Source organism: Bradyrhizobium sp. BRP23 (assembly GCF_020194135.1).
GTDB classification, from domain to species: domain Bacteria; phylum Pseudomonadota; class Alphaproteobacteria; order Rhizobiales; family Xanthobacteraceae; genus Bradyrhizobium; species Bradyrhizobium yuanmingense.
The window spans coordinates 474,647-489,466 of the sequence record NZ_JADYVW010000002.1 but is presented as its reverse complement, the minus strand read 5'-3'; the positions used below and the strand labels follow the sequence as shown (position 1 = coordinate 489,466).

14 protein-coding genes are annotated in these 14,820 nt (G+C 65.8%); 10 read left to right on the top strand and 4 right to left on the bottom strand.

The features are described from left to right. Positions 1-64: 64 nt before the first annotated feature. A complete protein-coding gene (locus tag I6F24_RS06795) occupies positions 65-829 on the bottom strand; it encodes a GntR family transcriptional regulator (protein ID WP_225142868.1) in 765 nt (254 codons plus the stop codon). A gap of 178 nt (positions 830-1,007) precedes the next feature. Here I6F24_RS06795 and I6F24_RS06790 point away from each other — a divergent pair, with 178 nt between their 5' ends. From I6F24_RS06790 to I6F24_RS06780, 3 genes are read left to right on the top strand one after another with little or no spacing between them, the layout of a single operon-like run. After that, positions 1,008-2,207 (top strand): mandelate racemase/muconate lactonizing enzyme family protein, encoded by a 1,200-nt coding sequence (locus I6F24_RS06790; RefSeq protein ID WP_225151461.1) that lies wholly within the window; start codon positions 1,008-1,010, stop codon positions 2,205-2,207. Between the two features lie 12 nt (positions 2,208-2,219). Continuing rightward, positions 2,220-2,987 (top strand): glucose 1-dehydrogenase, encoded by a 768-nt coding sequence (locus I6F24_RS06785; protein WP_225132552.1) that lies wholly within the window; start codon positions 2,220-2,222, stop codon positions 2,985-2,987. A 26-nt stretch (positions 2,988-3,013) separates the two neighbouring features. Continuing rightward, positions 3,014-4,045, top strand: coding sequence for an L-idonate 5-dehydrogenase (locus tag I6F24_RS06780; RefSeq protein ID WP_225151459.1), 1,032 nt, complete (start codon positions 3,014-3,016; stop codon positions 4,043-4,045). Here I6F24_RS06780 and I6F24_RS06775 read toward each other — a convergent pair. Then, complete coding sequence (locus I6F24_RS06775; RefSeq protein WP_225151457.1) at positions 4,035-4,919, bottom strand: DUF3280 domain-containing protein; 885 nt, start codon at positions 4,917-4,919, stop codon at positions 4,035-4,037. The two genes, I6F24_RS06780 and I6F24_RS06775, sit on opposite strands and share 11 nt — an antisense overlap. A 186-nt stretch (positions 4,920-5,105) precedes the next feature. On the opposite strand from I6F24_RS06775, the gene I6F24_RS06770 reads away from it, so the two are divergent. After that, on the top strand, positions 5,106-6,488 hold the full coding sequence (locus tag I6F24_RS06770) for a histidine kinase (RefSeq protein ID WP_225151455.1): 1,383 nt from the start codon (positions 5,106-5,108) through the stop codon (positions 6,486-6,488). Beyond that, a complete protein-coding gene (locus I6F24_RS06765) occupies positions 6,485-7,147 on the top strand; it encodes a response regulator transcription factor (RefSeq protein WP_036029111.1) in 663 nt (220 codons plus the stop codon). The genes I6F24_RS06770 and I6F24_RS06765 overlap by 4 nt, the downstream gene beginning before the upstream one ends. Before the next feature lie 15 nt (positions 7,148-7,162). Here the strand turns inward: I6F24_RS06765 and I6F24_RS06760 are convergent, their stop codons facing one another. Further along, positions 7,163-8,146: a VOC family protein gene (locus tag I6F24_RS06760; RefSeq protein ID WP_225151453.1), complete on the bottom strand. Its 984-nt coding sequence runs from the start codon at positions 8,144-8,146 to the stop codon at positions 7,163-7,165. Positions 8,147-8,294: 148 nt separating this feature from the next. On the opposite strand from I6F24_RS06760, the gene I6F24_RS06755 reads away from it, so the two are divergent. The 4 genes from I6F24_RS06755 to I6F24_RS06740 all read left to right on the top strand — a co-directional run bounded on the left by I6F24_RS06755 (position 8,295) and on the right by I6F24_RS06740 (position 12,811). Beyond that, positions 8,295-9,086 (top strand): DNA-binding transcriptional regulator, encoded by a 792-nt coding sequence (locus I6F24_RS06755; RefSeq protein ID WP_036029106.1) that lies wholly within the window; start codon positions 8,295-8,297, stop codon positions 9,084-9,086. A gap of 72 nt (positions 9,087-9,158) precedes the next feature. Then, positions 9,159-10,682 (top strand): bifunctional 3-(3-hydroxy-phenyl)propionate/3-hydroxycinnamic acid hydroxylase, encoded by a 1,524-nt coding sequence (locus tag I6F24_RS06750; RefSeq protein ID WP_225151451.1) that lies wholly within the window; start codon positions 9,159-9,161, stop codon positions 10,680-10,682. 23 nt (positions 10,683-10,705) lie between these two features. Then, positions 10,706-11,557 (top strand): fumarylacetoacetate hydrolase family protein, encoded by an 852-nt coding sequence (locus I6F24_RS06745; RefSeq protein WP_225147643.1) that lies wholly within the window; start codon positions 10,706-10,708, stop codon positions 11,555-11,557. Between the two features lie 42 nt (positions 11,558-11,599). Continuing rightward, entirely contained in the window at positions 11,600-12,811 is a 1,212-nt protein-coding gene (locus I6F24_RS06740; protein WP_225147644.1) for an ABC transporter substrate-binding protein, read from the top strand. Positions 12,812-12,874: 63 nt separating this feature from the next. On the opposite strand, the gene I6F24_RS06735 is transcribed toward I6F24_RS06740, so the two are convergent. After that, positions 12,875-13,717 carry a hypothetical protein gene (locus I6F24_RS06735; protein ID WP_036013504.1) on the bottom strand — a complete coding sequence of 281 codons (843 nt, stop codon included), beginning with the start codon at positions 13,715-13,717 and terminating at the stop codon, positions 12,875-12,877. Between the two features lie 214 nt (positions 13,718-13,931). Here I6F24_RS06735 and I6F24_RS06730 point away from each other — a divergent pair, with 214 nt between their 5' ends. Beyond that, entirely contained in the window at positions 13,932-14,819 is an 888-nt protein-coding gene (locus I6F24_RS06730; RefSeq protein WP_036029094.1) for an IclR family transcriptional regulator, read from the top strand. The last annotated feature ends 1 nt before the right edge of the window (position 14,820 follow it).

Below are 14,820 nucleotides of genomic sequence, written 5' to 3'. Positions count from 1 at the left end.
TTTAGCTTGTTGTCTTGCGCATGATCTCTTCGGAGAACCGCCTCACATTTTTCCGGATCAAGCCCTACGCGCCGAGCAGCGGCTCGATGCTGCAATCGAGCAGGCGCGGATCGATCCCCGCCTCCATGCCCGTAAACATCTCGCCCATGTAGTCGATCAACGCGTCGCTCGCCTTCACCGCCTCCTCGACGCGGCGGTTGGCAACGGCTGCAAGAATGGCGAGATGATGATCGATCGTGCCTGACAGATCCGCCTGCCCCGGCATGAAGCGATGATGGATGTAGCCGATGCGCCGATACAGCGTGTGCAGCGGCCGCAGCGTATGCACCAGGAACGGCTCGCCGGCGGCCTCCAGCACCAGCGCATCGATGCGGCGGTCGATATGATTGAATTCGTCGAGCGTCAGGCTGGCGCGGCGCTCGCGCAGCAGGCGCTCGATGTGCAGCGCCTGATTGCGATGCGACAGGCTGGCACGATCGGCCGCGAGGCGGATCACGAAGCGCTCCATGTCGCGGCGTAAGGCCAGCAGCATGCGCTCGCGCGCCAGATCGATCGGCGCAATGTGCAGGCCGTGACGCGGCCGGATGATGATGAGGGTGTCGGCGGAGAGACGATTGACGGCGTGATGCACCGGCGTGCGGCCGAAACCGGTGATTTGCTGCAATTCCAGCATCGTCATGAATTGTCCGGGCTTGAGCTCGCAATGAACGAGCAGCTCCTCGATCCTCTGATAAGCCAGCTCGAAGAAGTTGAGACGGTTGCGTCGGGAGGGCCTGCCCTCCCCGTCGCCGTGTCTCACCACCGCGAGTGCGCGCTTGCGCCGTGCCATGCCGTCCTCTCCCGTCAGCCCGCGCTCTCGTTGCTGGGTGGCGCCTTGTTCGTGGTACCCTTAAAACATGTTGTGATATATTACAAGCAAGCGTAAGACGTCGGCACGACCTGCAGCATGCTGCAGCGCAAAATGAGACGTCAGGTGCGAAGCGCCGTTCGATGGGAGGATACTTGCCGTGAAGATCACGTCGATCGAGACATTGCGCACCGAGGAATTTTCCAACGTCATCTGGGTCCGCATCCACACCGACACTGGTCTGATCGGTCTCGGCGAAACCTTCTATGGCGCCGGCGCGGTCGAAGCGCAGATCCACGACACCTTTGCCGGCCGCCTGCTCGGCCGCAATCCCCTGCACATCGAAGCGATCCATCGCGACATGTTGAATCTGCCGATGGCGCAGTCCTCGACCGGCGTCGAATACCGCGCGGCATCAGCGATCGACATCGCGCTGTGGGATCTATTCGGCAAGGTCTGCGGTCAGCCGGTGCACCAGATGCTCGGGGGCCTCTGCCGCGACAAGCAGCGCATCTACAACACCTGCGCCGGCACGCAATATGTGCGCTCGACCAATATCAGCCCGGTGGCCAATTGGAATCTCGGCGCCTCCCAGGGGCCCTATGAAGATCTCGACGGCTTCATGAACCATGCCGATGCGCTCGCCGAAAGCCTGCTCGAAAGCGGCATCTCGGCGATGAAGATCTGGCCGTTCGATCCCGCCGCGCAGGAGAACAAGGGCCTCTACATCACCGCCGCACAGATGAAGCAGGCGATTGAGCCGTTCGAGAAGATCCGCAAAGCCGTCGGCGACAAGATGGAGATCATGGTCGAGCTCCATTCGCTCTGGAATCTGCCGACCGCCAAGCAGATCGCCCGTGCGCTCGAGCCCTACAAGCCGACCTGGTACGAGGACCCGATCCGGATGAACTCGCCGCAGGCGTTGGCCGAATATGCCCGTTCGACCGACGTCTGGGTCTGCGCCAGCGAGACGCTGGGCTCGCGCTTCCCCTACAAGGACATGCTCGACCGCGACGCCATGCACGTGGTGATGGCCGATCTGTGCTGGACCGGCGGTCTCACCGAAGGCCGCAAGATCGCGGCAATGGCCGAGACCTATCACCGGCCTTTTGCTCCTCATGACTGTATTGGCCCGATCGGCTTCATCGCGGCTATCCACATGTCCTTCAGCCAGCCCAACACCCTGATCCAGGAATCCGTGCGCGCCTTCTACAAGGGCTGGTACAATGAGCTCGTCACCACGATGCCCACCATCAAGGACGGCTATGTCTTCCCGATGGAAGGCCCCGGCCTGGGCGTCGACCTCTTGCCTGCCGTCTTCGAGCGCACCGATCTCACCGTGCGCCGCTCTAACGTCTGAGGAATTCTTGAGATGAGCACTTCCCTTTTCGATCTCTCCGGCCGCACCGCGCTCGTCACCGGCTCCTCCCGCGGTCTCGGCCGTGCCATCGCCGAAGGCATGGCCAAGGCCGGCGCGAAGATCATCATCAACGGCGTCGATCCCAAGCGCGTCGAGCAGGCCGTCGCCGAGTTTCGCGCCGCCGGCCATCAGGCCGAAGGCGCTGCCTTCAACGTCACCGATGAGCCCGCAATCGTCGCCGCCTTCAACGAGTTCGACAGACAAGGCCTCGCCGTCGACATCCTCGTCAACAATGCCGGCATCCAGCACCGCAAGCCGCTGGTCGAGTTCACCACCGACGAATGGCGCAAGGTGATCGAGACCAACCTCACCAGCGCCTTCGTGATCGGCCGCGAGGCGGCCAAGCGCATGATCCCGCGCAAGCACGGCAAGATCATCAATATCGGCTCGCTCGGCAGCGAGCTCGCCCGCCCGACCATTGCGCCCTACACCGCGGCCAAGGGCGGCATCAAGAACCTGACCCGTTCGATGGCGGTGGAATGGGCCCAGCACGGCATCCAGGCCAATGCGATCGGCCCCGGCTACATGCTCACCGACATGAACGAGGCACTGGTCAACAACGCCGATTTCAACAATTGGCTGATGGGCCGCATCCCCTCCAAGCGCTGGGGCAAGCCGGATGAGCTGGTGGGCGCCGCGATCTTCCTCGCCTCGGATGCGTCGACCTACGTCAACGGCCAGATCATCTATGTCGATGGCGGCATGATCGCCGCGATGTGATCGCCAAGACCACGAAGGAGCAAGCCGTGCGCGCCGTCGTCATCCACGCCCCGAAGGACCTGCGGATCGACAACTATGCCGATCCCGCCGCCGGCCCTGGCGAGGTCCGCGTCAAGATCGCCAATGGCGGAATCTGCGGCTCCGATCTGCACTACTATCATCACGGCGGCTTCGGTGTCGTGCGGATTCAGCAACCGATGGCCCTGGGTCACGAGATCGCCGGCGTCGTCGCTGACGTCGGTGACGGCCTCGCCAATGTCAGGCCGGGCACGCGCGTCGCGGTCAACCCGAGCAAACCGTGCGGGGCTTGCCTGCATTGCCAGGAAGGCATGCGCAACCAGTGCCTCGACATGCGCTTCCTCGGCAGCGCGATGCGCTTTCCCCATGTGCAGGGCGGCTTTCGCGAGTTCATCACGGTCGACGCGACGCAGGCCGTGCCGATCTCAGACAAGCTGTCGCTGGCGGAAGCCGCGGTCGCCGAGCCGCTTGCGGTGTGCCTGCATGCCGGCAAGCAGGCCGGTCCCCTGCTCGGCAAGCGCGTGCTGATCACCGGCTGCGGTCCGATCGGCGCGCTGATGATTTTGGTCTCGCGCTTCGGCGGCGCGTCGGAGATTGTTGTCACCGATGTGGCCGACGCCCCGCTCGCGGTCGCGAAAAAGCTCGGCGCCACGCATGCTATCAACGTCGCGACCAATGCCACTGCGCTCGATCCCTGGCGCGCCGGCAAGGGCGCGTTCGACACGCTGTTCGAGGCCTCCGGCAACCAGGCCGCGCTCCGCACCGCGCTCGACGTGCTGAGGCCCGGCGCGACGCTGGTGCAACTCGGCCTCGGCGGCGAGATGACGCTGCCGATCAACACGATCGTCGCTAAGGAATTGCAGCTGCGCGGCACGTTCCGCTTCGATCCCGAATTCGAGCTCGCGGTGCGCCTGATGGGCGACGGCCTGATCGACGTCAAGCCGTTGATCACGGCCACCATGCCGTTCGAGAATGCGGCCGCGGCCTTCGAGCTCGCCAGCGACCGCGCGCAGTCGATGAAGGTCCAGCTTACCTTCTAGGCGCGTCGTTGGCCTGTTGCCCCTCGATCAGCCGGTCGGTGACCAGCCGCACGGCCCCGCGCTTCCAGGAATAGTCGGCGCCCATGCGTAGTCCGCTGTCGCCACGCGCCAGCACCGCGCCGGTCCTGGCATCGCGCACCTGGAAGCCGAGCGTGTATTCGGTGCGGCTGACGCGGCGCACCACGCCGATCAGTGATTGGTCCGCGCCGAGCTTGCGCGCAATGGAGACCTCGCAGCCGCCGCAATCCCGCAAAGCGCCGGCCTTCCCCGCCTCTGCGCCGACCTCGACGATGCGATAGCGGCCGGATTGGCCGAGCGCCTCGCGCACACCGCCAGTGACCTCCGCGAGATATGACGCATCCGACGCACCGGACGTCCCCGCTGAGGCGGCCGTCATGTCCTCGAGCTCGAAATCGAACACGGCAAGCGCGACCGGCGCAGGCGTGCCGAGCGCGGCCATGACCTCGCGAGACACGAACATCTGGGCGCGCTCCCATGCCTCGTCATTGTCGCCGCGGAAGCTGTAGAGCTTGTCCAGCACAAGCGTCTTGGCGCCGACGTCGATCACGGCGACCTTGGCCCATTGCACCAGCGTGCTCGTCTTCTGAATGCCGCCGACCACCTTGAACACCGCTCCGTCTTGGACGGATCGCACCAAGCGGTAGCGCTGGTCTGCCTCGATGTCCCTTCGAAGCGCGGCCATGAACGCCGCCAGCCGCCGCTCGTGGGCCGCGGTCTGGTCGGTCGGCTCGCCCGAAGTGTCGGTGTAGCTGAAATCGTCCATGGCGACGCCGATGGCGGCCTGCGCAGCGAGGGGCGAGCAAGAGAGGACGAAGAGGAGACAGGCGGAGAGAACCAGGCGGCAGCGGTGCATGAACGGACCTCGTGGATGGGACGAAAATCTGGACGGGCCGCCTCAGGCCCCGCAGCTGCCACTATCCCGACCAATGCCGGGAAATTTTCACGACATTGCGGTGCGGCAAGTCGGGAACGCTTCCCGCCGCCGGCGTTCTGCCCTTTAATGAGGCGCGACAAGCCCGTTCGCACCAGGTGCAAGCCGATGTGGAATCGCCCGAGATTCGATCTCAAGGTCCGTCTGACGCTGCGCGTGGCCGCGATCTCGGCTGCCTGCTTCGCCGTGATCTCGACCTATTTCCTCGTCGCCGCCGATAACGCCGCGCATGCGCGGATCGACGGGATCGCCGCCATCGTGGCCAAGACGCTCGAGCTGCAGCAAGGCAAGGTGCAATGGGGGGCGAGCCCCCGCTCGGACTTTCCGGACCTCGACCCGGTGTCGGCCCATGTGATGACGCCCGGCCTCTGCCTCGGCTTCCGCAGCGCGAGCGGCGACATGCTGCAGCGCTTCTGTAGCGGCGCGCCTGCCCCGGCGAGCCCGCCGCCGCAAGCCTTCTCCGCCTTCTATCGCAGCCTGTTCGACCCGGGCCGCGAGGCGGCGCGGCCCGTGATCGTGCGCGGAACCAAGCTCGGCGAGACCGTGGTCTCGATCGATCCGGCGGTGCAGACGGCGGAGGCCTGGCACGAGGCCGGCCGCCTGATGATCGCGCTTGCGATCGCGCTGCCGCTGCTCTGTGCGCTGGTCTATGCCGCACTGGCCCGTGCCCTGCGCCCCACCCGCATGATCGGCAGCGGCCTCGAACGCATCGCCGCCGGCGACCTCACCACGCGGCTGCCGCCGTTCGATCTCGCCGAGCTCTCCGCCATCCGCGACGTCTTCAACCACCTCGCCGAAAGCCTCGACACTGCGCTTGCCGAGCGCAACGAGCTGACGCGGAAGCTGATCGCGCTCCAGGACGAGGAGCGCCGCCATCTCGCCCGCGAACTGCACGACGAATTCGGCCAGTCCCTCGCCGCGATCCGCGCGCTGGCCGCATCCGCCCGCCAGACTGCGGCACAGGACTGTCCCGACCTGCTCGGCGAATGCGACAGCATCGCCCGCACCGCGACAGGCATGATGGAGACGCTGCGCGGCGCGCTGTTCCGGCTGCGGCCGCCCGATGTCGACGAGCTCGGCCTCGTCGCTAGCCTCGAAGGCCTGGTCTCGGGATGGAACGGCCGCAGCCGCGGCCAGCCGCGCTTCGAGATCCGGTTCGACGGCGCCTTCGACAGCGTGCCCGCCTCCGTCAGTGCCAACCTCTATCGGATCGTGCAGGAGGCACTCACCAACGCGGCCAAGCATGCCGGTGCAACGAAGGTCAGCCTGCATCTGACCATGGCCGACAGCGAGATTGCTCTCGTGGTCGAGGACGATGGCCGGCCGAACGAGGCTTCCGCAAAATCGGGCATGGGCCTGCTGGGCATGCGCGAGCGCGTCGCCGCGCTTCGCGGCCGGATCAGCTTCGAGACCGGCCTTCAGGGCTCCTCGCTGCGCGTATTCATTCCGCTCCCGGCTGCCGCCTCTGAGGCCCTGGAGCACGCTGCATGAGCACGGCGGAAGCGACCATCCTGCTGGTCGACGACCATTCCGTCGTCCGTGAGGGCTATCGCTCGGTGCTGCAGAAGCAGCCGGGCCTGCGCGTTGTCGCCGAGGCGGCCGACGGAGCGGAAGCCTATCGCCTCTACAAATCCGAGACGCCCGACCTCGTCATCATGGACCTCAGCATGCCCGGCATAGGCGGCATCGAGGCCGTCAGGCGGATCAGGCAGTGGGACAAGGCGGCACGGATTCTCGTTTTCACCATGCACGAGAACGCCGGATTTGCCGTGCAGGCGATCCGCGCCGGTGCACGGGGCTACGTCACCAAGACCAGCCCGCCCGAGACCTTGGTGCGCGCGGTCAAGGACGTGCTCGCCGGCAAGATTGCCATCAGCCCCGACATCGACCACGAGCTTGCGCTCAGCCGCATCAGCGGCGAGAGCTCCGCCGCCGACGTGCTGACGCCACGCGAGTTCGAGGTGCTGCGGTTGCTGCTCGCCGAGAACACGACGGAGGAGATCGCCGAGACGCTGCATGTCAGCCCGAAGACGGTGGCGAACCTGCACTCGCTGATCAAGGACAAGCTCGGCGTCGGCTCCGACATCGAGCTGGTCCGGCTGGCGCTGCGCCAGGGCATCTTGACCGAGGTCGATCTCGGCGAAGCCTGATCGCGGCGCCGCAGGTCACTCACGCGCGACCACCGAGTCCAGCCACGCGCAATTGAGCGGCGGCACGCGCGGATCGGCGACGCGCACGCCGCGGGCAGCCGCGTCGAGCCGCATGTCGCGCAATCGCGTGCGCTGCTCTTCCGGCATATGCAGCCGCTCGTGGCCCCACAGCGAGGGCCCATCAAAGGTCTCGTGCGGCTGCCAGGTCTCGGGATCGATGACGCGTCCGCCCCAGCCATATTCGATGAAGAAGCCGGATGGCGTATTCACGTAGAACGAGGTCATGTGATCATTGGTGTGCCGGCCCAGCGTGTAGGCGATGCGCCCCTCGTCCATCTGCGCGAGGTCGTAGCCCTGCCCGACATCATCGAGGCAGCCGAGCTCGACCATGAAGTGATGCATCGCCTTTCGCCCCGAGCCGACCATCGCAAAGGAGTGGTGGCGGCCGTTGACGTGGAAGAAATAAAGCCCGTAAGGCTTCAGCCCGAAATCGGAGACGTGAAAGCCGAGCACGTCGCGATAGAACGGCAACAGCGGCTCGACGTCCTCCACATTGAGCACGACATGCCCCATGCCGAGCGCGCCGGTGCGGAAGCCCGAGATCGGGCGACCCGGCCTGAACGGCTCGCTCGCAAGCTCCGGCTTGCAAAAGGCCTCCAGCCGGTTGCCGGCGGGGTCAGTGAACGCGATCAGCTCGGCGACATGCCGCTCGTCAGCGAGTGCGCGCGAACCTCGGACCACCCTGATGCCATGGCTTTCGAGCCGTCCTGCCAGCTTATCCAGTTCGGCGGTCGAAGGAACTTCCCATCCCATCACCGCAAGGCCGGCATCGCTGCCGCCGTCGACGATCAGCCGCTGCTTGCGGTCGTCCATGCGAAAGGCCCGCATCTTGCCGCCGCGATCGACCTGCTGCATGCCGAGCAGCCCGGTCGCCATCCGGCTCCACTGCTCGAGCTGTGATGAGCTGATTCCGATATAGCCGAGCGCTGCGATTTCCATCGAACTCCTCCCGAAGGCATCGCGGTCGCCGTGTTGCGGCGAGCTTGATACCGGCCGCGCGCGATCCTACGGTGGCGTTCCGCAATCGCCTCGCGTTCGCAGGCGACAATAAGCGCGCCGCGATGTGCCACAAGGGAGGAAATAGGAAGTGTCCAAGGAGCGGACGCGGAACGGCCAGCCTCGGCAGTCTGAGGGCGTCCGTGCCTTCAAGCGCGGGCTCGACGTGCTGCACGAGGTCAACCGCTCCGGCGGCATCCGCGCCGGCGACGTCGCCCGCGCGCTCGACCTGCCCCGACCCACCGTCTACCGCCTCCTCGAAACCCTGGAGGAGCTCGGCTATATCGCCCGCAGCGCCAGCGACGACCGATTTCGGGTCACCCGGCGTGCCCTAAGCCTCGGCGACGGCTACGATCCCGGCGTGGTGATCTGCCAGGCGGCGGCGCCTTATCTCGCCGATCTCAGCAAGAAGCTGGTCTGGCCGGTCGATCTCTCGACTTACGAGAACGCGGCGATGGTGGTGCAGGAGACCACCCACTCTCGCAGCCCGCTCTCGATCGACCGCGGCATGATCGGCAAGCGCCTGCCGATGCTGCGCACGTCTGCGGGCCGCGCCTATCTCGCCGCCTGCCCTGCGCGCGAACGCGATCTCATCATCAATCATCTCCGCCGCATCGATGAGGCCGACGACCGCCCCTTCCTCGACCAGGGCCGGCTCGACCGCATGATCGCCGAGACCGCGGCGCGAGGTTACGCGATCCGAACCGAGGGCGAATACAATCCCAAGACGGCTTCGATTGCCGTTGCCATCGTGCGGGACGGCGCCGTATTCGGCTGCATCTCGATCATCTGGATCCGCTCGGCGCTGGGGATCGAGGAAGCGGTCGCGCAGTTTGCGAGCCAGCTGCTGGAAACGGCGTCGGCCATTCCTGTTGCGGAATAGAGGCCGTCCGCTGGGCGGACACTTGCCGCGCCGGCGTTGATGCGCCGGCCCTGCTTGGGGAAGAGATACCCCATGCAAGATAAATCCACCCCGGAAGAGTTTGACGTCGTGATCGTCGGCCGCGGGCCGGTGGGCGCCACGCTCGCCAACCTGCTCGGCCTGTGCGGCGTGCGGACTCTGGTGCTGGAGCGCGAGGCGCGGACCTATCATCTGCCGCGCGCGGTGCATTTCGACGATGAATGCATGCGCGTGTTCCAGACCATCGGGCTTGCCGAGGCGATCCTGCCGCACGTCATTCTCAGTCCCGGCATGCTGTTTCTCGATGCAGCCGGCCGCATGCTGCTGGACTGGTCCCGTCCGCAAACGCTGACGCCGATGGGCTGGCATCTCAGCTACCGCTTCCACCAGCCGGATCTGGAGGACGCGTTGATCGGTGGCCTCGCCCGCTGGCCGCACGTCACCTTGCGCAACCGCTGCGAGGTGTTCGCGCTCGATCAGGACGAGCACGGCGTGCGCGTCCGCTGCGAAGACCTCTCTAACGGGAGGCTCAGCGAGGTCCGAACCGCCTACGTGATCGGCTGCGACGGCGCCCGCTCCCTAGTGCGCCGCTTCATCGGTTCGGGCATGGACGACCTCGGCTTCCACGAGCGCTGGCTCGTGATCGACGTCCTGCTCAAGCGCGCGCGCGACGACCTCGGTGATTACAGCCTTCAGCACTGCGATCCCAGCCGGCCCGCGACTTACGTGCGCGGCACCGGCACGCGGCGCCGCTGGGAGATCACGGTTCTCCCGGACGAGGATTCGCAGAACGTTGCGCAACCCGCGAAGGTCTGGGAGCTGCTGTCGCGCTGGATCACGCCCGCCGATGCCGAGATCGAGCGCGCCGCGGTCTACACGTTCCATTCGGTCATCGCGCAGCAATGGCGGAACGGGCGATTGCTGCTCGCGGGCGATTCTGCGCACCAGACCCCGCCGTTCCTCGGCCAGGGCATGTGCGCCGGCATTCGCGATGCCGCCAACCTCGCCTGGAAGCTGGCGAGCGTGATCCGCGAAGGCGCCGCGCCCGATCTGCTCGACACCTATCAGAGCGAACGGCTGCCGCATGTGCGCGCGTTCATCGAGCTCGCCATTCGCCTCGGCGGTGTCATCAACACCAAGGCGATCGAGGCCGGCCTTGCCGCCGGCGAAGCGCGCGAGAACGCGCCGGTCAAGCTGGATGTGAAGAAGCCCCTGCTCGGCCCCGGACTAGTGTTCGGCGACCTGCCGCTCGCCGGACATCTCGCGCCGCAGTTCACGTTGACCGACGCCAGCCGCAGCGATGACCGGACCGGCTACAACCACGTGCTGCTCGTCGAGACGGCGGCGGCACTCTCATCGCGTCTCGCGCTGTCGCAGGCAGGGATCAAGATCCTGACCAGCGACGATGCCAACGATCTTGGGCCCTGGCTGCGCGAGCACGGCATCATCGCCGCACTGGTTCGTCCCGACCGTTACATCCGCGGCTCCGCCCGCAACGAGGCCGAGCTCGACCGCCTCATCGCCGCAATCGCCCCTGCAACCCGAATTCCTTCAGCCCAAGCGCCCTCCGCGGCCTGACCGAACCCTGTCAAGGACATTTCATGAAGCTGCTCTCATTCAGTGTGGACGGACGCCCCTCCTTCGGCGCCGTCAAGGACAACGGCGTCGTCGATCTCGGCGCGCGGATGGCGGCGTGCACCACGCTGCGGGAGCTGCTCGAAGCCGGTCAGCTCGCCGAGGCGGCAAGGCTGGCCGCCTCCGCGGCCCCTGATCATCCGCTCGACAAGATCAACTTCGCGCCCGTGATTCCCGATCCCGGCAAGATCATCTGCGTCGGCCTCAACTATCGCGACCACGTCGCCGAGACCGGCCGCACCGTCACCGAAAAGCCGGCGCTGTTTGCGCGCTTTGCCTGTAGCCAGGTCGGCCATCTCCAGCCCATCGTCAAACCTGGGGTGAGCGACGACTTCGACTATGAAGGCGAGCTCGCGCTCGTCATCGGCACGGCGGGCCGTCACATTCCCCCCGGCCGCGCGCTCGACCACGTCGCCGGCTATTCCTGCTACAACGAGGGCAGCATCCGCGACTGGCAGCGCCACACCAGCCAATTCCTCGCCGGCAAGACCTTTGCCGAGAGCGGCAGTTTCGGTCCGTGGCTGGTGACGACCGACGAGATTCCGGATCCGTCAAAGCTCACCTTGCAGACAAGGCTGAACGGCAATGTCGTGCAGGACACCACGACGGATCTCCTGATCACCGCCATCCCCGAGCTGATCGCCTACATCTCCACCATCTGCCCGCTCGTGCCCGGCGACGTCATCGTCACGGGCACGCCGGGCGGTGTCGGCGCCAAGCGCACGCCGCCGCTGTGGATGCGCCCCGGCGACACCGTCGAGGTCGAGATTTCCGGCATCGGCACCTTGCGCAACTCGGTGATCGCCGAACAGGCCTGACCGTCAACATCGATCAATCAACGATAACATCAAGGAAACGCCATGGGCACGACCCGCACCACCTCCGCCGCCACCCTCCTGATCGCACTTGCGCTCGCGCCCCTCCCCGCGCGGGCCGAGATCAAGGGCGAGGCCATCCGCATCGGCGTCCTCACCGACATGAACGGCGTGTTCGCGACCGCCATGGGTCCGGGCTCGGTCGAAGCGGCGCGAATGGCCGCCGAGGAGTTCGGCGGCAAGATCGACGGCAAGCCGATCGAGATCTTGCAGGCCGATCACCAGAACAAGCCGGATCTCGCCGCATCGCTGGCGCGAAAATGGTTCAGCGACGGGGTCCAGGCCGTCGCCGATGGCGGCAGCTCCGGCGCAGCGCTGGCGGTGCAGGAGCTGGTGCGCGGCAACGGCAAGATATTCCTCATCTCCGGCGCCGGCGCGAACCAGCTGACCGATGAAGCGTGCGCGCCAACCAGCGTGCAATGGACCCAGGACGCCTATTCCACCGCGACCGCCGTGGTCTCGGGCATCATGCAGACCAGCAAGGAGCCCTGGTTCTTCATCACCGGCGACTACGCCTTCGGCCATTCGATCGAGGTGACCGCACGCGAGCGCATCGCCGCACTCGGCGGCAAGGTCGCCGGCAGCGTCAAGGCGCAGCTCGGCACGCCCGATTACAGCTCATTCCTGCTCCAGGCGCAGTCGTCGGGCGCCAAGATCCTGGCCATCAACGTTGCCGGCGACAACGCGACCGCGATCAAGCAGGCCGAGGAGTTCGGCCTCGCCAGCCAAGGCATGAAGATCGTGCCGATGTCGTTCCAGAACGTCGACATCGAGGCGGTTGGGCTCAAAGCGACGCGCGGTGATCTCATCGTCACCTCCTTCTTCGAGGATGTCTCGCCGGCAGCCCGGAAATTCTCCGATGCGTTCTATGCTCGCCGCAAGGCGATGCCCTCGCAGATTCAGGCCGGCGTCTATTCCGCCGTGCGCCACTATCTGCAGGCCGTGAAGGACACCGGTTCCGATGAGGGCGCCGTCGTGATGGCCAAAATGAAGGCGACGCCGGTGTCGGACGCCTACACCCCCAACGGCCGCATTCGCGAGGACCAACGCATGGTGCACGATCTCTATCTGGTGCAGGTCAAGACACCGGAGGAATCCAAGGGCCCGTGGGACTTCGTCAAGCTGGTCGCGACGATCCCGCCCGACCAGGCCTTCCGCCCGCTCGATCGCAGCAAATGCAGCCTGGTCGGCAAATAAAGCCTCTGAAGCGAAGTGGATACCGCTTCGCTTCAGAGAACGCGTCAAGTTGGAATCTGACCGTCAGGCGAGATAGCGCGTCAGATAGCCTTCCATCGCGTAGAGCGCGCAGAGCGCGAGGCTCGACCACACCGCGGCGCTGAAATACAGGAACATCCAGGTCAGCTCGCCCTTCCAGTGCGCGATGTCATGGGTCACCACCCAGCGCGTCGAGACGTCATGCAGTCCTTCGAGGAAGCCGAGGAATGTGTTGCCCTCTTCATGCCCTGCCCGCCAGCGGCTGAGATACATCGGCACATCGACGGTGATGAGGAAGGCGAGGAAGCAGGCGATGCCGACGATGCCTGACATCAGCGCCCAGCGCACCACGCCCTGGAATTCCGGCATCAGGCGGCACAGCGCGATGCCGGCCAGGAAGAAGGTCACAGCCCACAGCGAATTCTCGATCGCGTTGTAGAGGAAGTTGGTCGTCACCACCGCGTACCAGGAGAAGCATTCCGCGATGATTATGATCGGCACGATCACGAGCGCGATGTTCACCGCGGTCTCCGCGCCCGTCATCTTGCCGAGCTGATGCAGGATGATGGCCCATTGCGCGGCGAAGCAGAGCTCGGCCACCGTCGCCACCGTCCGGCCGACGGCGACGCTGGAGAGCCAGGTGTCGAACAGGCAGATGCGCTGCACGTCGGCGCGCGGCAGCACCGAACGGAAGGCGCAGCCGAACACATAGCCGGCGCACAGCAGGAACATCAGCCCGATGTCCGAGCCGCCACCGAGGCTGGCCGAAGGCGTCGGATAGAACTCACGATAGAGCATGAACCAGACGAGGATATTGGCGCTGCTCACAAGCGTGAGGGATCCCCACCACCACGCCAGGGGATTTGACCGCGCCTGCCACTGCAACATGAACCGCTCCGCAAAAATTATCGATCTGACACGTCGTCGTAATAATCCTGTCACGGAACGACAGGCAATCACGACAAAAATCTGTGTGCCCGGTCGTTCCAGCGGTGCCCGGAAGGCGCAAGAAGCGCTGAGCCGAGTGTCCACATATCGGACAATTTTCCCATGGATGGCGAATCTATTGGACATTTGAAATCCGTCCGTCTGATATTCGGGGATGGCTCCGACTGACTCACCCAAGCCGCAGCGCCCGCTCTCCTCTGCCGCAGCCGTGCTGGCCGAGAGCGCGGATGACGCCGCTTTCGCCACCACTCTGGCCAAGGGGCTCGTCGTGCTCGAGGCGTTCAAGGCCGGGAGCACGCTGCTGGGCAACATGGAGCTGTCGACGCTGACCGGCATCCCGCGCCCGACGGTGGCGAGGCTGACCCATACCTTGGCCGAGCTCGGCTATCTCCGCTACGACGCCGAGCGGTCGAAGTACCGCGTCGGTGCACGGGCGCTGCGGATGGCGCATCCCCTGCTCGCTGGAATGCAATTCCGCCAAGTTGCGCGGCCGATGATGCAGGAGCTGGCGCACAGCGTCCGCGGCACGGTGTCGATCGGCCTGCTCGATGCGACGTCGATGATCTATGTCGAGACCGCGCGCTCCGGCGATGTCGGCCCGCACGTGCCCGACATCGGCATGCCCATTCCCGTCGTGATGACCGCCATGGGCCGCGCCGCGGCGGCGACCTTGCCGCCGGCCGATGCAGACCGGCTGGAACGCAATCTCGCCGCCGAGGATGCCGGATTGTGGTCGGCGCTCCGCGACAAATACCGCGCCGGCATCGCGCAATGCAAAAGCCGCGGCTTCTGCACCTGCTGGGGCGAGTACATGGCCTCGATCCATGCCGTCGCCGCGCCGCTGTTTCATATCGGCGAAGCGAAACAATCATTCTCGATCAATTGCGGCATCCCCGCCTTCCGGCTGCAGCCCGGGCAGCTCGAGGGCGAAATCGGTCCGCGCATCGCGGCGCTCGCCGATAGCATCCGGGCCATGGTCGGGCAGGCCGAGCTCAAGCCGCCGCCGCGCAAAACCAAGAAAATCACAAGCGCCGGAACATGAT

Bases quoted from the DNA above. Each gene is read 5' to 3' on its own strand.
- I6F24_RS06760 (WP_225151453.1), bottom strand. From the start codon at position 8,146: ATGGAAATCGCAGCGCTCGGCTATATCGGAATCAGCTCATCACAGCTC.
- I6F24_RS06730 (WP_036029094.1), top strand. From the start codon at position 13,932: ATGGCTCCGACTGACTCACCCAAGCCGCAGCGCCCGCTCTCCTCTGCC.
- I6F24_RS06740 (WP_225147644.1), top strand. From the start codon at position 11,600: ATGGGCACGACCCGCACCACCTCCGCCGCCACCCTCCTGATCGCACTT.
- I6F24_RS06795 (WP_225142868.1), bottom strand. From the start codon at position 829: ATGGCACGGCGCAAGCGCGCACTCGCGGTGGTGAGACACGGCGACGGG.
- I6F24_RS06770 (WP_225151455.1), top strand. From the start codon at position 5,106: ATGTGGAATCGCCCGAGATTCGATCTCAAGGTCCGTCTGACGCTGCGC.
- I6F24_RS06745 (WP_225147643.1), top strand. From the start codon at position 10,706: ATGAAGCTGCTCTCATTCAGTGTGGACGGACGCCCCTCCTTCGGCGCC.
- I6F24_RS06775 (WP_225151457.1), bottom strand. From the start codon at position 4,919: ATGCACCGCTGCCGCCTGGTTCTCTCCGCCTGTCTCCTCTTCGTCCTC.
- I6F24_RS06735 (WP_036013504.1), bottom strand. From the start codon at position 13,717: ATGTTGCAGTGGCAGGCGCGGTCAAATCCCCTGGCGTGGTGGTGGGGA.
- I6F24_RS06750 (WP_225151451.1), top strand. From the start codon at position 9,159: ATGCAAGATAAATCCACCCCGGAAGAGTTTGACGTCGTGATCGTCGGC.
- I6F24_RS06785 (WP_225132552.1), top strand. From the start codon at position 2,220: ATGAGCACTTCCCTTTTCGATCTCTCCGGCCGCACCGCGCTCGTCACC.
- I6F24_RS06765 (WP_036029111.1), top strand. From the start codon at position 6,485: ATGAGCACGGCGGAAGCGACCATCCTGCTGGTCGACGACCATTCCGTC.